Genomic DNA, 19,014 nt, shown 5'->3' with positions numbered 1-19,014 from the left:
GCGACGGTACGCCTGGACGGTCAGTTGTGTTCGCCGTGGCCGGCGTGCGTCGGCGGGCGCCCCGGCGCCTGGCCCGGCTCGACCACCACGAACTGGCCCATCATCCCGCTGTCCTCGTGCCAGAGCAGGTGGCAGTGGTACATGTAGGGCAGGTTCGGGTCACTGTGGTCGGTGAACCGCAGCACGATCCGCATCGGCCGGTGCGGCGGCAGGTAGATGGTGTCCTTCCAGCCGCCCAGCTCGGGCGGTGGCGCAGCGCCGTCCACCGAGAGCAGTTGGAACTGCACGTCGTGGACGTGGAAGTTGTGCGGGGTGCCGTCGGAGTTGAGCACCTCCCAGACCTCGGTGGTGTCCCGGGTGGCGGCGAAGTCGATCCGGTCCATCCGCATCGACCGGCCGTTGATGCCCCGACCCTGGAACTCCAGCGTCCGGGTGGTGGCCGCGGCGGATGGGTCCAACCGGTCCACCGGCACCAGCGTGTCCGGCACCGGCGGGGCGGGGGTCAGGGTGCTGGCCGCGCGCAGTTGCAGCACGTCGAGCCGGTCGGCGCCGCCGGCCGAGCGCCGGGACAGACCACCGATGCCCAGATCCGGCGGGGTGCTGCGCAGCGTCACCCGCTCCCCAGGACGGACGTCGACCACGATCTCCGCCCGCTCCCCCGGTGAGAGCCGTATCCGGGTCAGCCGGGCGGTGCGGGCCAGCAGCCCTCCGTCGGTGCCGATCAGCGCGAACGGCCGGTCGTCGGAGAGGCCGAAGTTGTAGGTGCGGGCGGTGGAGGCGTTGAGCAGCCGCAGGCGGACCCGTTCGGTGCGCACGTCCAAATAGGGGCCGACGGTGCCGTTGACCAGCAACGTGTCGCCGAGCACGCCGATACTGGCGATCGAGTTGCGGGTCTTGCTGAACTGGCCGCTACGCGAGAAGCTGCGGTCCTGCACGATCACCGGCACGTCGTCCACCCCGTAGGTGCGGGGCAGTGGCAGCGCCGCCTCCCGGTCGTCGTCGAGGATGAACATACCGGCCAGGCCCCGGTACACCTGCTCCTCGGTGGCGCCGTGGGGGTGCGGGTGGTACCAGAGGGTGGCCGCCGGCTGGTCCACCCGCCAGGTCGGCGACCAGGTGGCGCCGGGGCGGACCAGTTGGTGCGGCCCGCCGTCCATCCGCGCCGGCAGGTGCATGCCGTGCCAGTGCACGTTGGTCTCCTCGCCCAGCTTGTTCACGACGTTCACCCGCACCTGCTCGCCGCGCTTGGCGCGCAGGGTGGGGCCGAGGAAGTCGCCGTCGAAGCCGGCGGTGCGGGTCAGCCGCCCATCGCCGCGGAAGTCCCGCCGGCCCTCACGCGCGATGAGGTCGAAGACCCGCCGGCCCTGGTCGTCGAGCCGGGAGTCGGCCAGCGGTGGTACGGCCAGCGGGCGGACGAAGTCCACCTCGCCGACGGTGTCGGTGGCGCGGACGAGCGTCCAGGTGGCCACGGCGACGCCGCCGCCGCAGAGCACCAGTACGCCGGCGAGCACGCCGATGAGCACCCGGAGCCGGGGTCGTCGTCGGGTTGGCACGGATCCACCTCCAGAAGGGTCACTACATGTAGCCTCCCTTCTTATTGGCGCGGCGGCCAGCCGGGCGGCCCTCTCTCCGGGACCGTTCCGGGATGTCCCGGAGGCGAATCCGGGCGGTGGGTCGGGCGCCGGGCCACGGACCGGCATGATCGGGGGCATGCAGCGCTCGACGCAACGGGGGCACCGGAGCGTGCCGCACACCGCCGACGTACGGATCGAGGCGTGGGCGCCGGACCGGGAGGGATGCCTGGCCGAGGCGGTCGCCGCGCTGGTCGAGACGTTCGCCGACACCGGCGGCGCCCGGCCGCAGGCGGACACCGAGTTCCACCTGCCGCCCGGCGACGACGGCGAGATGCTTGTCGGCCTGCTGGACGAGGTGATCTTCCGGCTGGACACCGAGGGCACCCTGCCGCTGGACTGCGACGTGCGGGCGACCGAGGACGGCGGCCTACGGGCGCGCTGGCAATCGACCAGCACCGACACGGTGGAACTGGTCGGCGCGGTGCCGAAGGCGGTGTCGCTGCACGCGCTGCGCGTCGGTCCGGACGGCGCTGGTTGGTCGTGCGCGGTGACCCTGGACGTCTGAGCGCCGGCGGTCGGCGACCCGCGCTGTGCACACCCTGGACGGGCGGTCAGCCCTTGACCACGCCGAGCGGCGTGAGCCGGGCGACCAGCCGGCACAGCCCCGCGCCCCGGGACGCCTCCACCACTGCCGACACGTCCTTGTACGCATCCGGCATCTCCTCGGCCAACCCCTTCCAGGACGCGCCGCGCACGGCCACGCCCCGCGCCGCCAGGTCGCGCCGCACGTCCTGGCCCCGCACGGCGCGGCTGGCCTCGCCCCGGCTGCGGGTACGGCCGGCGCCGTGACAGGTGGACGCGAAGGCCGGATTGCCGGCGACGCCGGTGAGCACGTACGACGAGGTGCCCATCGAGCCGGGAATCAGCACCGGCTGGCCCGCGTCGAGCAGGTCGGCGGGGAGGTCCGGGTGACCCGGCGGCAACGCCCGGGTGGCGCCCTTGCGGTGCACGCAGAGCCGCCGGGCGCCGCCGTCCAGCTCGTGCTCCTCGATCTTGGCGAGATTGTGCGACACGTCGTACACCAGATCCAGATCGGTCCCGGCGACCCGGGTGAAGACCCGGCGGGCCGCGTCGGTGAGCAGCTGCCGGTTGGCCCGGGCGTAGTTCGCCGCGGCGGCCATCGCGGCCAGGTAGGCCCGTCCCTCCGACGAATCGACCGGTGCGCAGGCCAGCTGCCGGTCCGGCACCTCGATGCCGTGCCGGGGCATCACCCGCTCCATGACCCGCACGTAATCCGTGCAGATCTGGTGACCCAGCCCGCGGGAGCCACAGTGGATCATGACGCAGACCTGCCCCTGGCGCAGCCCGAACGCGGCGGCGACCGGCTCGTCGTACACCTCCTCGACGGCCTGCACCTCGAGGAAGTGGTTGCCGGAGCCGAGGCTGCCGACCTGGCCCTGCCCCCGCTGCACGGCACGCTCGCTGACCTGCGCCGGATCGGCGTCGGTCACCGCGCCGCCGTCCTCGCAGCGGGCCAGGTCCCGGGGCACCCCGTACCCCTGCTCGACGGCGTACCGGGAGCCTCCGCGCAGGACCGCGTCCAGCTCGGCGCGGTCCGCGAGCTGCCAGACCGCGCCCCGGCCCATGCCACGCGGGATGGCCGGATCCAGACCGTCCATCAGCGCGTCGATGACCCGGGGAAGCTCCGCCCGGTCCAGCTCGGCGGTGAGCAGTCGGACCCCGCAGGAGATGTCGAAGCCCACCCCGCCGGGCGAGACCACACCGCCGGCGGCGACGTCGGTGGCCGCGACGCCACCGATCGGAAAGCCGTAACCCCAGTGCACGTCGGGCATGGCGTACGACGCCTCCACGATGCCGGGCAGCGTGGCCACGTTCGCCACCTGGTCCAGCGACCGGTCGGCACCGACGTCGGGCAGCAGCTCCGGCACGGCGAACACGACCCCGGGCACCTGCATCGGCGCCTCCCGGTCGATCCGGAACCGGTACGGCGACTCCTGGACCAGTTCCATACCCGGCGGCTACCCGCCGCGCCCACTGCTACACCCGATTGGGGTCGGTCCGGTCCGGGTAGTGCGGGAGCATGCCCCAGCGATACGAGAACTACCCGCGAATCGCGGTCGTCACCGGCGCGGACTCCGGCATCGGCAAGGCCTGCGCGGTCGCCCTGGCCGAGGCCGGCTTCGAGATCGGCATCACCTGGTACGGCGACCCGGACGGCGCGGAGCGGACCGCCACCGAGGTCCGCGCCACCGGGCGGCGCTGCGAGGTCGCCGAGGTGGACCTGACCCGGCTGCCGGAGGCGGCGGCGGTGGTGGACGAGTTGGCCGACCGGCTGGGCGGCATCGGGGTGCTGGTCAACAACGCGGGCACCGGCGCGTCGGCTCCATTCGTCGACACCGGGTGGGAGCAGTGGCGCGAGGTGCTCGCCGTCGACCTGGACGCGCCGTTCCTGTGTGCGCAGCGGGCCGCGCGGCGGATGCGGGCCACCGGCGCCGGCGGGCGGATCATCAACATCACCAGCGTGCACGAGCACGCGCCCCGGGTCGGCTCGGCCGCGTACTGTGCCGCCAAGGGTGGGCTGGGGCTGCTCACCCAAGTGATGGCACAGGAGTTGGCTGCGGACGGGATCACCGTCAACGCGGTCGCCCCGGGCGAGATCGCCACGCCGATGACCGGTCAGGAGGACGTCGACCCGTTCACCCTGGAGCGTCCCGGCGTACCGGTGGGGCGGCCGGGCGACGCCCGGGAGGTCGCCGCCGTGGTCGCGCTGCTCGCCTCCCCCGCCGCCAGCTACGTCACCGGGGCCTCCTGGCCGGTCGACGGCGGCATGCTGCTGATGGGCCCGCAGGCCGCCGCGCTGACCACCGACGACTGGCGGTCGGTCTGATCGCCGGCGGAAGACACCCTCGGTCTCGAACGGGACAGCGAGCGGCAAACCGGGCACGTATCCTTCCCCATTCCGGTGATCAGCGGCGGCGGTGAGGCCGGCCGGCGACGGAGGGGGACCGGATGCCCAGGTGGGCTGGTCGGGGCGGCCGGCAACGGCGCGCCTTCGTCGTCGGTGGGGCGCTGCTCGGCATCGCCGCCGTGATGCTGCTGGCCGCCTGGCGCAGCGCGGGTTTCCTCAGCGACCTGCTGCTCAACCTCGGCGCCAGCGTGGTGCTCGCGGCCATCTCGTACGTCATCTTCGACCCGCTGTTCGAGGAGGCCCGCAAGGCGCGGGTGCAGGAGCACCTGAGCTTCGATCAGCAGGCGTTCGTGGCGCGGCTGCACCGCGCCGGCCGCCGGGTACGGATCCTCGACACCTGGACGATCCTGCTGGAGCAGCGCCACCGCGAGGAGACGCTGGGGGCGGTCCGCGCAGCGCTGGCCAACGGCTCCCAGGTGCAGTTGCTCCTGCTCGACCCGGACTGCACCGCCGCGCAGCAGCGCTCCGAGGAGCTGGAACGGCAGCGGGTGAACGTGCCGCGGCAGATCCGCACCAACCTGCGCCACCTGGCCGCCTTCTCCGACGCCCTCGAACCCCGGCTGCGGCACCGGTTGCAGGTCCGGCTCTACGACGCCTCCCCGTCGATCCAGCTCTACCAGTGGGACGGTCGGGCGCTGATCTCGTTCTTCCCGATCGGAAAGCTGTCGTTCAACGTGCCCCAGCTCGAGGTGGACATGGACAGCCCGTGGGGCGGGTTCGTGCACGCCCGGTTCGAGGAGCTGTGGGAGCACGAGCAGGCGACCTTGGACCTGGAACGGTACTGGTCGGTCACGGTCACGCTGCGCCACGACGACTCCGACGTGGTCGAGGTGCAGGTGCCCTACGTGACGGTGGACGGGCAGCACTACGTCGACTGCCACGCGTTCCGGTTGGCCCGGCCGCTGACCGTGCGGGCCGTGCTGCCGCCACGGGCGCCCGGGGCGGCGCCGGGAGTGTTCGCCCTGGCCGAGCCGGCCGATGGAGACCGTACGCCGGCTGCCACCGTGGTCCGGCACTTCGACCAGAAGTACGGGCCCGGCAACGGGGAGCGGGCGATCCGCCGGTTGGCGCCGCAGCAGCCGGGCGGCCCCCGTACCCCGCTCCGCGGCGGGCAGTGACAGGCACAGACGGTGACCCCGACCCGCTCGGTCGGGGCGGCGCGCGCGACAATGGTGGTCGCCGTGCCCGATCGTCAGGAGGACCGCCCGCGTGTCGCCCAGCCCCGCTTCCCCGTCCGGGCCGACGCAGCTGCGCGCCGACTGTGGGCGCTGCTTCGGGCTGTGCTGCGTGGTGCCCGCCTTCGCCGCGTCGGCGGACTTCGCCGTCGACAAGCCGGCCGGTCAGCCCTGCGCCAACCTGCGTCCCGACCACCGCTGCGGCATCCACACCGAGCTGCGGGAGCGGGGGTTTCCCGGCTGCACGGTGTTCGACTGCTTCGGCGCCGGCCAGCAGGTCGCCCAGGTGACCTTCGGTGGGCGGGACTGGCGGGCCGCACCGGAGACGCTGCCGGAGATGGCCGCGGCGTTCACCGTGCTGCGCCCGCTGCACGAGCTGCTCTGGTATCTCACCGAGGCGTTGGCGCTGCGCCCGCCGGCCGAGCTGCGCGTCGAGCTGGAGCGCGCCCGCGCCGAGACGGCGGCGCTCACCGGGGGCGACCCGGCGCAGCTGCGCGCGGTGGACGTGGCCGCGCACCGCGACCGGGTCAACCCGCTGCTGTCGCGGGCCGGGGACGCGGCCCGATCCCGGGGCGGCACCGCCGGCCCCGACCGCCGGGGTGCCCAGCTGCTGGGGGCGGACCTGCGCGGGGTGGACCTGCGCCGGGCCAACCTGCGCGGGGCGCTGCTGATCGGTGCGGACCTGCGCGGTGTCGACCTGAGCCTGGCCGACGTCACGGGCGCGGACCTGCGTGGCGCCGATCTGCGCGGCGCGGACCTGCGGGCCACCCTCTTCCTGCACCAGGCCCAGCTGGACGCCGCTCGTGGTGACGCGCGCACCGGGCTGCCGGCGACGCTCACCCGGCCGGCGCACTGGACGGCGCTGACGCTCACCCCGGTCCGCCGGCCGGCCCGCGCCGCCGTCCCCACCCGCCGGGGTCGGCGCCGCTGACGCGGCGCCGCCGCGTCGGTCGGCTCGGCCATGGCACGTGGCGTCAGTCGGCGGACCGCTCCTGGAAGCCGGCGTGGACCGGGCACTGCGGACAGCGGGCACGGTCGCAGAGCCGGCACAGGTGCGCGAGGCTGCGGGCGTCCGTCACCTCGTCGTGCAGCAGGGCCCGGGCGATGTCGGCGAGCTGGAGGCGTTGCTCGGCGGTCAGCGGGGCGAGCAGAGCGGTCAGCGCCTCCGCCCGGGCGCGCAGGATCCGGGCGGCGGCGCTCGCGCCCTCCGGCGTGAGGTGCAGCGCTCGGCTGCGCGCGTCGGCGCCGGCCCGCCGCTCCACCCAGCCCTGCTCCCGCAGCCGCCGGACCAGGTGCGCGGCACCGGGCTGAGTGAGCCCCAGCACCTGGCCCAGCCACTCGGCCGTCACTCCCGGCTGGTCCTTGAGGACGACGAGCGCCTCCGCGAGTGCGCCGCTGGCCCCGATCGATGCGTTGACCGAGGCGCGCATCCGGGAGCCGGCGAGCAGTGCGAGCGCACCGAGCAGGTTGGCAGAGCTCTCCTCGGGTAGATTCATAAGTCATGAATCTACCCCGGCGGGCGGCGCTGCTCATCGTGTTGATGACCGTGGCGCAGCTACCGGTCGCCATGCGCCAGCTGCTCGTCGTGCTGCTCGGTCACGAGAACACCGGCAGTTTCGCCACGGCCGGGGCGGCCAGCGCCGGCTGCGGGATCGGGCTGGCACTCACCGCACCGCTGGTCGGCCGGCTACTGGGCCGGCTCGACGACCGGCCGGTGCTGCTCGCCACCGGCCTCGTCCACCTGCTCGCCCTGCTCGGGCTGGCGGTGGTCACCAGTCCGGTGGCGTTCGTCGCGCTGGCCACCGCGGCCGGGCTCAGCACCCCACCGGCGATGGGCAGCGGGCGCGCCCAGCTCGCCCGGATGGTTCCCTCCCCCGCGTTGAGTCGCGCGTACGCCGTCAACGCGGTCGGGCAGGAGCTGCTCTACGTGGGCGGCCCGCTCGCGGTGACGCTGAGCCTGCTGATCGGCGGTCCGGCCGGGGCGCTGGTGACCTTCGCCGCGATCGGCACCGCCGGGCTGGTCGGCACCGCCGTCGTGACACCTCGCCGCGATGCCGACCCGCGGGGAGCCGGTCCGCGGCCCCCGGTCGGGCCATCCGCCGCACCGTCCTGGCCACCCACGTCGGCTACATGGTCGGCATCGGCGCCATGTGGGTGCTGGTCCCCGCCTTCGCCAGCGCGGTCGGGCATCCGGAGCAGGCCGGGTTGCTGGTCACCGTGTGGTCGGTGGGCAGCCTGGCCGGTGGCCTGCTGCTGGCCCGCCTCGGCCGGCCCGGCAGCCCCGCCGGGGCGTACCTGGCACTGGTCGGCACGTTGGCCGCCACCTCGCTCGCGCTGCTGCTGCCCCGGTCCGTGCCGCAGATGGCCGTGGCGCTGGCGGTCTTCGGGCTCGCGCTGGCGCCGTTCCTGGCGGTCACCGACGAGATCCTGGCCCTGTCCACCCCGGCGACCCGGCTCGCCGAGACGTACGGCTGGTTGCAGACCGCCGGGCAGCTGGGTATCGCCGTCGGCTCGTCGACCAGCGGCGCGGTCAACGACCACCTTGGCAACACCCCGGCGTTCCTGGTGGTCTCCGGCGCGCTGGCGCTGGCCCTGGTCGTCGCGCTCATCCGTCGCCGCACCCTGCGCCTGGCGTCCGCCGCGCCGGACGGGAGCGCGGCCAAGCAACCCCCGGTCGCCACGGTCGGGCGAGGTTTCGCCGGTGACGACGCCGGGTAGCCACCGCCGACGCGGAACGGCACCGACGGGGGGCACGGCGTGGGTTTCCGAAAGCGCGACGGTGAGCTGCCGGGCGACCCGCAGCACAGCGAGGACGAGGCCGGGCAGGCCCGGTTGGTGCAGGTCGAGGCGGACACCGAGGTCCCGGCGCCGGAGGGCACCGACGTACGGCCGGACATCGTGACCGAGGACGACAACTCGGGTGTCGCCGGGGGCTCCTCCGGCAGCAGCGGTGGCGGGTCCAACATGCCCGGGCATCCGGACGCGACCCGCTGACGCGGGCTCAGCGTCGGTTCAGCGGCTGGCCAGCGCGGCTGCCCGCGCCTCGGTCATGCCCTTGTTGGCCAGCGCGTCGGCCCGCTCGTTCTCCGGGTGCCCGTTGTGCCCCTTGACCCACAGCCAGGTGACCTGGTGCCGCTCGCAGGCCGCCTCCAGCCGCTGCCACAGGTCGGCGTTCTTCACCGGCTGCTTCGCGGCGGTGAGCCAGCCGTTGCGCTTCCAGGACGCCAGCCAGCTGGTGATGCCGTTGCGCACGTACGTGCTGTCGGTGTGCAGCTCCACGGTGACCGGCCGGGTCAGGCTCTCCAACGCCTGGATGGCCGCCATCAGCTCCATCCGGTTGTTGGTGGTCGGGGTGGCCTCACCGCCGCACAGCTCCCGCTCGTGGTCGCCGTAGCGCAGCAGGGCGCCCCAACCGCCCGGTCCGGGGTTGCCGCTGCACGCCCCGTCGGTCCAGATCTGCACACCTCTGCCGGCCGCCGCGTCCACCATGCCTGGCAACCTACCGGGCGGCGACGCCGCGCCCCGCGCTCGGGGGCCGCCACGCCGGACCGGCGCCGGCCGAAAATCCCGCGCGCCGCCCCGGCGCGGTCTGCCAGAGTCGATCACCATGGGCGGAGACTGGGACGGCCTGCGGGCCGAGGTGCGGCGGCGGATCGACGAACTGATCGCCGCCGGGCGGGAAGGTGGCGTGCAGGTCGCCGCGTACCTCGACGGCGAGGCGATCCTGGAGGTGCACGCCGGGGCCGCCGACCGGACCACCGGCCGGCCGCTGACCGCCGACACCCCCGTCTGGAGCGTGTCGACGGGCAAGGCGCTCACCGCGACCGTGGTGCACGTGCTGGCCGAGCACGGCGAACTGGACTACGACCTGCGGATCGTCGAGGTGTGGCCGGAGTTCGCCCGGCACGGCAAGGAGGGGGTCACCCTGCGGCACGCGCTCACCCACACCGCTGGCGTGCCCGCCCTGCCGGCGGACGTGACGCCGGAGGACTTCACCGACTGGGACCGGATGTGCGCGATGGTCGCCGACGCTGAGCCGATCGCCCCGCCCGGCGAGGTGAAGGCGTACCACGCGTGGACCTTCGGCTGGCTGGTCGGCGAAGTGGTCCGCCGGGTGACCGGCCGGCGCGTCTCGCAGGTCCTCGCCGAGGACGTGGCCGGCCCGCTCGGAGTGCCGGGCGAGCTGTACGTCGGGGTGCCCGCGGCCGAGCTGGGGCGGCTGGCCCGGGTCGAGGACCGCAACCTGTCGGCGCTGTTCGACTACGCCAGCGCCAACCTGCCGAACTTCGACCGGGTCGCCCCGCCCGGCGTCCGGCCGGGCGCGGAGATCGGCAGCCGCGCCGACGTCCTCACCGCCGATGTGCCGGCCACCGGCACCATGACCGCCCGCGCGGCGGCCCGGATGCTCGCCGCGCTGATCGGCGAGGTGGACGGCGTTCGGCTGATCTCGCCGGCGCGGCTGCGCACCGCAACCACGCCCGCCGGCCCGGGTCGGGAGTGGGTGTTCGGGCAGGAGACGACCTGGGGCCTCGGGTACGCGGTGGACTCCGACGGGGCGTTCGGCGCGGCTGGCAGCGGTGGCAGCCTTGCGTACGCCTATCCGGAGCTGGGGCTGACGGTCGCGGCGACGAAGACGCTGCTCGGGGCCGGCGACGGTGACCCGATGGAGGACCTGCGGGTCCTGATCCGTGATGCGGTGACCGCCCAGCGCTGACCCGCCCGGTCAGCGGGGCGGCACGCCGGGCTCCGATCCGGCGACGTCCGGCACGGCATCGCCCGCTCCGCCGGAGGGCGGGACGCCCACCACGGCTGCCGGGATGGCCGGGGCGGGTCGGGTCGGGCGCAGCCGGTCGCGGACCCGGTCCGCCGCGTCGCCGGCGGTGGCCGCGATCATCGGCAGCAGCCGGGTGGAGTTCATCACCGCGACCTCCTCGGCGGGGGTGGTGACGCCGTCAAGGAAGCGCAGCACCCGTTCGGCCGGGTTGCGGTCGAAGAGCCGGTCGAAGAAGTCCGGGCCGCCGACACCGCCCCGGTCCAGCGCGCGCAGCGCGACCGCGTCCATCCAGCGGTGCCGGCGCGGGTACGCCGGCGCGGGCACCGGCGGCCGGCCGGCGGCGAGGGCGCGGGCCACCTGGTCGGCCTGGCGGTACATCGCGGAGAAAGTGAAGCCGGTGGAGGGGCGGGTCGCGCCGCCGGCCGTGCCGAGGCGAACCACCCGGGGCGAGGGCCGGGCCGGGAACGGCGCGTCGGTCATCGGAATCACCCCGTTCTCCACCTCGCGCACCCGCAGCCCGACCGGGTCGAGCCCGAGCAGGTCCCGGTAGCCGGCCAGCGCCGCGTCGTACCCGGAATCGGTGAGCAGGGCCGGCGAGAACTCGGTGTACTCGACCAGGGCGTAGCGGTCGCTCACCGGGAGCACGTACCCGAACGAGACGCCCCGGGATGGCTGCGGGGTGCGGAAGTCCATCAGCACCGCCCGCGCCGGGTCGAACACCGGCCGGTCGGCTTCGAGCCACCAGCCCCGGAAGTGTTGCAACCAGGTGGTCCGCCCGGGTCGGGCCGGTGGGCGGGGCCGGGAGTCGAGCACCCAGCCGGCCCGGACGGTGGGCCCGGCGCCGGTGCGCACCACCACCCGCGTGCCGTCGTCGGCCACCGACTCGGCGGGCGCGACGATCCGGGTGGCGCCGAGGCGGCGCTCGGCCTCGGCAGCCCGGTCGTAGACCGGGCCGGAGCGGAGCATGGCGTACCGCAGCGGGGCCAGGTCCAGCACCCGACGCCGCGCCGGCGTGGCCACCTCGACCTGTCGCCAGCTCGCGCTGAGTAGCGGGTCCAGGTCACTGTCCGGGCGGCCCCAGAACGCCCAGGTGCGGTCCTGGCCGCGCCGGCGCACCGGGTCGACGACCGCGATCCGCAGGTCGCGTACGCCGTGCCGGTCCAGCGCGGCGAGCAGCAGCGACGCGGCGCCGCCGCCGCCGAGCAGCGCGAGGTCGACGTCCAGCGGCGCGCGTTCGGTCACCACCCCACGCTGCCACACCTGCCCACCACAGCACGCGCCGCCACCGACGCGGCGCGTCGTCAACCCGCCCGGGCGGGCTCGGGTACGGCCGGGGGCGGGTCGGCGTAGGCGCGGGCGACCGCCGCGCGGGTGAAGACCCGCCAGGTGGCGGCGGAGACGCCGATCGCCACCACCAGTCCGACCCAGTACGGCGCGGTGATGCCGAACCGGGCGGCGAGCAGACCGCCGAGCAGGGCACCCACGCAGTTGCCGCCCGCCGCCACGAAGAGCGTGGTGCTGGCCACCCGGCCCTGCAGCGCCGGCGGGGTGAGCCGTTGGCGCAGCGAGTTCGCCACGATGTTCCACAGTGCGCTGTGTACGCCGAAGGCGAAGAGCGCGAACCCGACCACGACCGTGCTGCGGGAGGCGGCCAGCGCCAGGTGCAGCCCCGCCTCGATCAGCAGGCCGATCCGTATCGTCCAGGTGGCGCCGGACCAGGCGATGAGCCGATCGCCGAGGAGCGCGCCGAGCACCCCGCCGCAGGCCATGCAGGTGAACAGCAGCCCGTAGCCGACGGACCCGAGCCGCAGTCGCTCGTCGGCGAGCAGCACCAGCACCGCCAGCGCGGCGGTCAGGGTCACGTTGAGCAGGCCGATGAGCACGGCCATCGTCCGGAGCAGCCGCTGGTGGGCCAGCCAGCGCAGCCCTTCGACGATCTCCCCCCGGATCGAGCGGGTCCGGCGTGCGCTCACGTCGGTGGCGGCGGCCCGGAAATCGCCTCCGATGAGCGCCACCAGCACCGCGCTGAGGGCGTACGTGACGGCGTTGACCAGGAACGGGCTGCTCGCCGCGAGCACGAACAGGAGACCGCCCAGCGGCCCGGCGAGCATGCCGTGCATGAGGGTGGTGCCGCCGCCGAGCCAGCCGTTGGCGCGCTCCAGACGGTGCCGGGGCACCACGGTCGGGAGCATGGCCTGGCTGGCCGCACGGAACACGATCTCACCGGTGTTGACCACGAACAGCACCGCGTACAGCAGCACCACGCCGGCTGTCCCGGTCATGATCGCAGCGGCCAGCACGGCCAGCGCGACCACTCGCACCAGGTCGATGACGATCATCAAACGACGTCGGTCCATCCGGTCCACCAGCACTCCGCCGGGCAGCGCGAAGAGCAACCAGGGCAGCCAGGCCACGGCGGATGCCGCAGCCACCACGAGCGGGTCGTCCGTCCGCGAGGCGACGAAGAGCGGCGCGGCGACGGTGGCCAGGCCGCTGCCCAGGGCGGAGAGGGTGCTGGCCGCCCATAGCCGAGCGAACCGCGTGCCCAGTCCGGCGTCCCTGTCCCGTGTCACGGGCACGGAACCTACCAGCGCCCCTCCGGGCTCCCCCCGACTTATCCGTGGGCCGGAGCACGCCGAGCACTTCGGCTGGACCGCCGAGGAGCTGGCCTCCCGGCTCGACGAGCGCCGGTCGACCGTAACCTTCGAGATCGAGCCGCACGGCCGGTCGGCGGTCCGGTTGGTACACGACGGCTTCTCCCCCGACAGCGAGATGCACCGGGCGATCAGCGGGCAGCTCGACGGCAGCGGTGGCTGGCCGGAGCTGCTGGCCAGCCTCAAGACGCTGGTGGAGACAGGCGAGCCGATGCGCGAGCCGACCCCGGCGCAGCGGGCCGGCTGAGCCGCCTGCCGGTGGTGCATTACCGCCGTCGCCGGCAATACCTCGCCATCGACCCACCCGTGACAGCCCGGCCGGACGGACATCGATCGGATCAGCGGCGCCGGGCGGGCCGTGCGGGCCTTTCCGCAGCTCTCCCCGCCTTCGGGTGGACACGTGACGGCAATGAGGATTTCTCATTTTCACCGGATCGAGGTCCCAACGCACCTAGTGTTGGGCACACCGGTGCTAGTCACGGAGTTGGCCACCCGAACGACGTCCCACGCAGTCAGCGGACGAAATGAGGGAAGACGCGTATGAAGGTCTCAACAGCACTCTGTTCGGCGGCGCTCGGCGTGGGCCTCGGCACGCTCCTGCTGCCGGGCGCCGCACTGGCCGACACGACCGTGTCACCAGCCACCACCCCGGTCGGTGGGACCGTCGTGCTCACCGCGACGACCTGCAACCCGAAATCTGGTGACGCCATCTTCCGCGTCACCGGCCCCAACCGCGACCAGAACGTCCGGTCCACCACGGCCGCGGCCGGCGGCGGTCTCAGCGCCGAACTCTTCACCGCCGGGTTCACCCTGGGCACGTACACCGTGACGGCCACCTGCGGCGACGGCAGCTCCGCCGGCAGCGCCACGTTCACCGTCACACCGATCGGCGGCGCCCCCGCCGGCTCCGGCGGCGGCAACCGCGACAACGGTGCCCTCGCCGCCGGCGGCACGCTGCTCGGCACCGCCGCCGTGGGCGCGGTGATCCTGTTCCGCCGGCGTCGTCCGGTGTCCGCCGTCGCCTGACCGGCGACCCGCTCCATCCCTGAGGACGGGTGCCCGCACCGGTGACACCGGCGCGGGCACCCTGACGATTCCGTACGGAGGTCGGCACGTGTGGAGACGGCGGACCCTTCCGGCCGTGGTCGCCCTGCTCGTCGTGAGCGGGCTGGGGTTCATCACCGTCGGCGTCACCGCCGACCCGGCGCGGCCACCACGGCCGCCAGCCGACGCGCCGACACGCACCCACCCCGCACCGGACCTGGCGCCGCTGCCCCGCGCCGCGCCCGTCCGGGTGCAGATCCCGGCCATCGGCGTACGCGCCGAGGTCGTCCCGGTTGGCGCGGACGCCGCCGGGGTGCTGGAGGTGCCACCACTGGACCGGCCGACCCTCGCCGGCTGGTACCGGCACGGGGTCAGCCCGGGCGAGACCGGCAACGCCGTCGTGGTCGGGCACGTCGACTCCCCGGCCGGCCCGGCGGTCTTCTTCGACCTCGGGCGGCTACGCGCCGGCCAGGAGATCCAGATCACCCGCGCTGACGCACGGGTCACGACGTTCACTGTGGACGGTGTGCGGTCGTACCCGAAGGACCACTTCCCCACCACCCTGGTCTACGGCTCGGCGGACATCGCCGGGCTCCGTCTGATCACCTGCGGCGGCCGGTTCGACGCCGGGACCGGGAACTACGTGGACAACATCGTCGTCTTCGCCACCCGCACGGCCTGAGCCGGGCCGCCCGGCTGTCGCGAGCCGGACCCTGCTCGGCAGAATGCGGTGGCACCATCCCCTCCGGGCACCGTGGGGCGGTGCGCCGGCGACGGGGAGGCACACGTGGATCAGCAGTCCGTACGGGACCGGGCCGGCCGAGGCGTACGCGCCCTGACCCGTCGGCTGCTCGGTCGGGCCGAGGATCAATCGCCCGCTCCGCGCCGGTCCAACCCGGACGCCGTGGTCGACTGCGCCGTGTACGTCAACGGCCGGCGCGAACCCGGCCGCCCGCACTACGCCGACGCGTACGCCCACGCCCAGCGCAGCCGGGATGCCTTCGTCTGGCTGGGACTGCACGACCCCGGGCCGGCGGTGCTCGCCGCGGTGGGCCGGACCTTCGGGCTCGACGAGCTGACCGTCGAACAGGCGCTCGCCGACGGGCACCGGCCCACCGTGCAACGCCACGGGCCGGTCACTCTGCTGGTGCTGCGCACCGCCGGGTACGTGGAGCACGACGAGTTGACCGACACCTCCGAGGTGATCGACACCGGGGACGTGATGGTGCTGCTGGGTGACCGGTTCGCCATCACCGTGCGGCACGGCGCCGCCGGGGCGCTGCGCAGCGTCCGCGCCGACATCGAGCGCCGACCGGCGCTGCTGGCCGCGGGACCGTGGGCGGTGGCGTACGCGGTCTGCGCCCGGATGGTCGACTCCTACCTGGAGGTGGCCGGGCACGTGGAGCGGGATCTGGAACGCGTCGAGGAGTCGTTGTTCGCCCGTGACCGCTCCGCCGACATCCAGCACATCTACCAGCTCAAGCGGGAGGTGGTGGAGTTCAAGCGGGCGGTGCTGCCGTTGCAGGCGCCCCTGCGTACGCTGCTCGACCCGGGTTCCGACGGGCCGCCGCGCACCTTGCAGCGCTGGTTCGTCGACGTGGACGGTCGGTTGAGCCGGGCGGTGGACCGGGTGGCCGCGTACGACGACCTGCTCACCTCGATCGTCCAGTCCCGGCTGGCGCAGCTCGCCGTGGAGCAGAACAACGACATGCGCAAGATCGCGGCGTGGGCGGCCATCGCGGCCACCCAGACCGGCATCGCCGGCGTGTACGGCATGAACTTCTCGCACATGCCGGAGCTGGGCTGGCGCTACGGCTACGCCGGCGCGCTCACCCTGATGGCGGTGGCCGCCCTCGCCCTGTACCGCCTGTTCCGCCGCTCAGGCTGGCTGTGACCCCCCGCCCCCTCCCCCGCGATCTTGCAGTTTGGGTCGCTGAAAGGTGCCGTTTGCCCGGAACGCGGGGGCAGAAAGTGCAAGATCGATCGCGAACTGTCACTGGCGGCCCGGCCGGCGGTCCGGCGGTCGTGGCGGGCGGCTAACCTCGCGCGGGTGATGTGGCAGCGGTACGTGGCGATCGGCGACAGCACCACCGAGGGGCTCGACGACCCGGACGGCGCTGGCGGCTACCGGGGTTGGGCCGACCGGTTCGCCCTGGCGGTGGCACGCGCCCAGGGCGGCCTGGAGTACGCGAACCTGGCGATCCGTGGCCGGACCACCGCGCGGATCCGCGCCGAGCAGCTCCAGCCCGCCCTCGACCTGGCCCCCAACCTGGCCACCGTGGTCGCCGGCATGAACGACGTGCTGCGCCCCTCCTTCGACGCCGACCAGGTCGCCGAGGATGTCGCGGCGATGCAGCGGGCACTGGTCGGGCAGGGCGCCACCGTGCTGACGTTCACGATGCCGGACCCGGCGCCGGTGATGCCGCTGGCCCGGCCGCTGCGGGGTCGGATGCTGGCACTCAACGAGGCGCTGCGGGCCGCAACCGCGCGGACCGGGGCGACTCTGCTCGACCTGGGCGCCCACCCGGTCTCCTCCGATCCCCGGCTGTGGAGCGACGACCGGCTGCACGCCAACAGCGCCGGGCACGAGCGGATCGCCGGCGCCCTGGCGTACACGGCGGGCCTGCCCGGGTTCGACGACTCGTGGACACGGCCGTTGCCGCCGCCGCCACGGCGTCGCCGGGGCGAGGTGTTCGGCGCCGAGCTGGCCTGGACCCGACGGCACCTGCTGCCCTGGCTGGCCCGGCACCTGCGCGGCCGTTCGTCGGGCGACGACCGGGTCGCGAAGCGGCCCGTGCCGCTGCCGGTGCTACTGGACTAGCTTGATCTTCAACCGTCGGAGGGTTCAGATCGGCCCTGGCTGGCCATGGGCGCAAACCCGGTGGACCGCGGTCTGACGCCAACGACCTACCGGCTACCTCGCCGGCTGGTGCGCATGGCACGGGTCACGGTGACGGACCGTCCGTCCGCTGCGCCGCCACCGGCCAGCTGCGCGTACTCGGTCGAGCCCAGGGGCACCAGCGCGACCCGGCCGGCGGAGTCCGCGTGGACGCCCCAGCCGTACCGCTTGCCGAGGTCGCTCGCACGCAGGCACGGCTGACCCTTGGCGAAGAACTCCTCCCTCGCGGCCGCACGCTCGGCCTCTGGTATCCCACGCCGCTCGGCCCAGACGGTGAAGACCACCTCGTCCGAGGTGTAGCGGTATGGCGCTTCGAAGATCATCCGGAACGTGAGCTCCGCGATACCGGGCGTGGCCCGCGCCGGCGGAGCGGCAGCGCTCGACGCCGTGCTGTCCTCGGCGACCTGGATGAAGGTGTCCACGTAGTTGGTGCTGTGCATGGACGCCATCCTCTCCGCAGTGGCACGGAGGGTCTTGGAGATTCGCGACACGGGCTGTCAGCCTGGCGCCATGACGAACACGCCGCGGCCGATCGGACAGACCGACCGGTCGGGTGTCCTGCACCCGAAGAATCTCGCGCGCTACTCGGCCACGATCCACGAAGCCGATGCCTCCGTCGCCGCGCTGGTCGACCATTTCTGGACCGTGGCGTGGAACCTTCCCAGCGCAGAGCGCATCGAGCAGCAGATCATCACCGATCCGGCGGTGACCCTCACCGTCGAGGCCGGGCACGTCCCCGCCGAACTCGTCGTGACCGGGGTCCACCGGAGGGCGTGGACGCGCGAGATCGCCGGGTGGGGCACCGTGTTCGCGATCCGGCTCCGCCCGGCCGGACTCGCCGTCGTGAGCGACCTGACCCCCGAGGCGGTCGCCGACCGGACACTTCCGGTCGTTCCCGAACTGGACGCCCGGCTGTACGCGCTGATGCGGGCGGTCGCCGGCGCACCGGGCGTCGAGTCCCGGATCGCCCGAGCGACCACGCTCATCGGCGAGATGGCCGCCGAACGACCCTTGACCCCGAGACAACTGCTCGCCAACGATGTGGTGGCCGCGATCGTCCGAGGTGACCCGCTGCCGGCCAGCCCGTCGGCGCGGACCGTGCAACGGGCCCTGCGGGAGACGATCGGTCGTGGTCCGGCGTGGGTCAGGCGGTGGGTACGGCTCCAGGAGGTCGCCCGGCAGTTCGCGACGAACGGCGCGGGCTGCGCAGCCGAGATCGCGGCCCGCCTCGGCTACGCCGATCAGTCGCACCTGGTCAACGACTTCCGCTCCGCCGTCTTCACGACTCCCGGCGAATACCTGCGAACGCTGCGCCTTCCCACGGAGCCGCCCCGGACCTGACGTGGTCTTCGACTGCCGAAGGTCCCGATCGCGGAATCAGCCCCTGGTCGATGGCCAGCCAGCACTTCTGAGACACGCCCTGGCGACGGTCGGTGCCCGGCGCCGGCAGGTGGTGCGGCAGGATGGCGACGTGGGCAAGGGAGCGGGGCGCCGGCGGGCGGACGCGACGACGGGACGGGCCTGCCCGTGCGGCTCCGGTCAGGCGTACGCCGACTGCTGCGCGCCGGTACACGGCGGTGTGGCGCAGGCGCAGACCGCCGAGGCGCTGATGCGCTCCCGGTTCAGCGCCTTCGCCCTCGGCGAGACCGGCCACCTGCTGCGCAGCTGGCACTCCTCGACCCGGCCGGCCCGGCTGGAGCTCGACCCGGGGCAGCGGTGGACCCGCCTGGAGGTCGTCGAGACCGAGCGGGGCGGCCTGCTCGACACCGCCGGCACCGTCACCTTCCACGCCCACTACCGGGACGCGGGGCGCCCGGGCACGCTGACCGAACGCAGCCGGTTCGTCCGCGAGGACGGCCGGTGGGTCTACCTCGACGGCGAACAGCCCTGACGGCCGCCCCGACG

The 19,014-nt window shown here is 74.1% G+C and carries 21 protein-coding genes and 1 pseudogene; 15 read left to right on the top strand and 7 right to left on the bottom strand.

The features are described 5' to 3' along the window. Nucleotides 1-20 precede the first annotated feature (20 nt). Nucleotides 21-1,553, bottom strand: coding sequence for a multicopper oxidase family protein (locus tag BUS84_RS05730; RefSeq protein ID WP_074309367.1), 1,533 nt, complete (start codon nt 1,551-1,553; stop codon nt 21-23). Nucleotides 1,554-1,710: 157 nt separating this feature from the next. On the opposite strand from BUS84_RS05730, the gene BUS84_RS05725 reads away from it, so the two are divergent. Further along, nucleotides 1,711-2,139 (top strand): archease, encoded by a 429-nt coding sequence (locus BUS84_RS05725; protein WP_084757430.1) that lies wholly within the window; start codon nt 1,711-1,713, stop codon nt 2,137-2,139. 46 nt (nt 2,140-2,185) lie between these two features. On the opposite strand, the gene BUS84_RS05720 is transcribed toward BUS84_RS05725, so the two are convergent. Next, a complete protein-coding gene (locus BUS84_RS05720; RefSeq protein ID WP_074309362.1) occupies nt 2,186-3,604 on the bottom strand; it encodes an RtcB family protein in 1,419 nt (472 codons plus the stop codon). Between the two features lie 71 nt (nt 3,605-3,675). Between BUS84_RS05720 and BUS84_RS05715 the strand changes: the two genes are divergently transcribed. The 3 genes from BUS84_RS05715 (at nt 3,676) to BUS84_RS05705 (ending at nt 6,669) form a co-directional block, all read left to right on the top strand. Further along, on the top strand, nt 3,676-4,482 hold the full coding sequence (locus tag BUS84_RS05715; protein ID WP_074309360.1) for an SDR family oxidoreductase: 807 nt from the start codon (nt 3,676-3,678) through the stop codon (nt 4,480-4,482). Nucleotides 4,483-4,604: 122 nt separating this feature from the next. Then, nucleotides 4,605-5,681: a DUF5919 domain-containing protein gene (locus tag BUS84_RS05710; RefSeq protein WP_074309358.1), complete on the top strand. Its 1,077-nt coding sequence runs from the start codon at nt 4,605-4,607 to the stop codon at nt 5,679-5,681. Nucleotides 5,682-5,772: 91 nt separating this feature from the next. Further along, on the top strand, nt 5,773-6,669 hold the full coding sequence (locus tag BUS84_RS05705) for a pentapeptide repeat-containing protein (RefSeq protein ID WP_074309356.1): 897 nt from the start codon (nt 5,773-5,775) through the stop codon (nt 6,667-6,669). A 43-nt stretch (nt 6,670-6,712) separates the two neighbouring features. Here the strand turns inward: BUS84_RS05705 and BUS84_RS05700 are convergent, their stop codons facing one another. Beyond that, complete coding sequence (locus tag BUS84_RS05700) at nt 6,713-7,234, bottom strand: MarR family winged helix-turn-helix transcriptional regulator (protein ID WP_074309354.1); 522 nt, start codon at nt 7,232-7,234, stop codon at nt 6,713-6,715. Nucleotides 7,235-7,239: 5 nt separating this feature from the next. Between BUS84_RS05700 and BUS84_RS41155 the strand changes: the two are divergent. The 3 genes and pseudogenes from BUS84_RS41155 to BUS84_RS05685 form a co-directional block, all read left to right on the top strand. Beyond that, a pseudogene (locus BUS84_RS41155) lies at nt 7,240-7,929 on the top strand (MFS transporter); the annotation flags it as partial. After that, on the top strand, nt 7,869-8,456 hold the full coding sequence (locus BUS84_RS05690) for an MFS transporter (RefSeq protein ID WP_074309352.1): 588 nt from the start codon (nt 7,869-7,871) through the stop codon (nt 8,454-8,456). The pseudogene BUS84_RS41155 and the gene BUS84_RS05690, both read left to right, overlap by 61 nt. 39 nt (nt 8,457-8,495) lie before the next feature. Next, on the top strand, nt 8,496-8,732 hold the full coding sequence (locus BUS84_RS05685; protein ID WP_074309349.1) for a preprotein translocase YidC: 237 nt from the start codon (nt 8,496-8,498) through the stop codon (nt 8,730-8,732). An 18-nt stretch (nt 8,733-8,750) separates the two neighbouring features. Here BUS84_RS05685 and rnhA read toward each other — a convergent pair whose 3' ends face one another. Continuing rightward, nucleotides 8,751-9,227 carry a ribonuclease HI gene (gene rnhA / locus BUS84_RS05680; RefSeq protein WP_074309347.1) on the bottom strand — a complete coding sequence of 159 codons (477 nt, stop codon included), beginning with the start codon at nt 9,225-9,227 and terminating at the stop codon, nt 8,751-8,753. Between the two features lie 118 nt (nt 9,228-9,345). Between rnhA and BUS84_RS05675 the strand changes: the two genes are divergently transcribed. Continuing rightward, entirely contained in the window at nt 9,346-10,452 is a 1,107-nt protein-coding gene (locus BUS84_RS05675) for a serine hydrolase domain-containing protein (protein ID WP_074309345.1), read from the top strand. Nucleotides 10,453-10,461: 9 nt separating this feature from the next. Here BUS84_RS05675 and BUS84_RS05670 read toward each other — a convergent pair whose 3' ends face one another. Both BUS84_RS05670 and BUS84_RS05665 read right to left on the bottom strand, forming a co-directional pair. Continuing rightward, complete coding sequence (locus tag BUS84_RS05670) at nt 10,462-11,772, bottom strand: lycopene cyclase family protein (protein ID WP_074309343.1); 1,311 nt, start codon at nt 11,770-11,772, stop codon at nt 10,462-10,464. Nucleotides 11,773-11,813: 41 nt separating this feature from the next. Further along, nucleotides 11,814-13,085, bottom strand: a complete 1,272-nt coding sequence (locus BUS84_RS05665) for an MFS transporter (protein ID WP_074309342.1) — start codon at nt 13,083-13,085, stop codon at nt 11,814-11,816. Here BUS84_RS05665 and BUS84_RS37305 point away from each other — a divergent pair. The 5 genes from BUS84_RS37305 to BUS84_RS05645 all read left to right on the top strand — a co-directional run bounded on the left by BUS84_RS37305 (nt 13,054) and on the right by BUS84_RS05645 (nt 17,031). Then, nucleotides 13,054-13,413: an SRPBCC family protein gene (locus BUS84_RS37305; RefSeq protein WP_143728244.1), complete on the top strand. Its 360-nt coding sequence runs from the start codon at nt 13,054-13,056 to the stop codon at nt 13,411-13,413. The genes BUS84_RS05665 and BUS84_RS37305 overlap by 32 nt on opposite strands. A 293-nt stretch (nt 13,414-13,706) precedes the next feature. Next, nucleotides 13,707-14,192, top strand: a complete 486-nt coding sequence (locus tag BUS84_RS05660; protein ID WP_074309341.1) for a hypothetical protein — start codon at nt 13,707-13,709, stop codon at nt 14,190-14,192. An 88-nt stretch (nt 14,193-14,280) separates the two neighbouring features. Further along, on the top strand, nt 14,281-14,892 hold the full coding sequence (locus tag BUS84_RS05655; protein WP_084757236.1) for a class F sortase: 612 nt from the start codon (nt 14,281-14,283) through the stop codon (nt 14,890-14,892). A gap of 105 nt (nt 14,893-14,997) precedes the next feature. After that, entirely contained in the window at nt 14,998-16,104 is a 1,107-nt protein-coding gene (locus BUS84_RS05650) for a magnesium and cobalt transport protein CorA (protein ID WP_084757235.1), read from the top strand. 159 nt (nt 16,105-16,263) lie between these two features. Next, nucleotides 16,264-17,031, top strand: coding sequence for an SGNH/GDSL hydrolase family protein (locus BUS84_RS05645; RefSeq protein ID WP_074309333.1), 768 nt, complete (start codon nt 16,264-16,266; stop codon nt 17,029-17,031). Nucleotides 17,032-17,117: 86 nt separating this feature from the next. Here BUS84_RS05645 and BUS84_RS05640 read toward each other — a convergent pair whose 3' ends face one another. Beyond that, a complete protein-coding gene (locus BUS84_RS05640; protein ID WP_074312168.1) occupies nt 17,118-17,549 on the bottom strand; it encodes a DUF6157 family protein in 432 nt (143 codons plus the stop codon). Between the two features lie 70 nt (nt 17,550-17,619). On the opposite strand from BUS84_RS05640, the gene BUS84_RS05635 reads away from it, so the two are divergent. Both BUS84_RS05635 and BUS84_RS05630 read left to right on the top strand, forming a co-directional pair. After that, nucleotides 17,620-18,450 carry an AraC family transcriptional regulator gene (locus tag BUS84_RS05635; RefSeq protein WP_074309331.1) on the top strand — a complete coding sequence of 277 codons (831 nt, stop codon included), beginning with the start codon at nt 17,620-17,622 and terminating at the stop codon, nt 18,448-18,450. Between the two features lie 130 nt (nt 18,451-18,580). Next, a complete protein-coding gene (locus tag BUS84_RS05630) occupies nt 18,581-19,000 on the top strand; it encodes a YchJ family protein (RefSeq protein ID WP_074312166.1) in 420 nt (139 codons plus the stop codon). Nucleotides 19,001-19,014 lie beyond the last annotated feature (14 nt).

The sequence above is a fragment of the Micromonospora cremea genome (assembly GCF_900143515.1).
Lineage (GTDB): Bacteria > Actinomycetota > Actinomycetes > Mycobacteriales > Micromonosporaceae > Micromonospora > Micromonospora cremea.
Note: the sequence above shows the minus strand (reverse complement) of the source record. Positions and strands in the feature narration are given on the sequence as shown.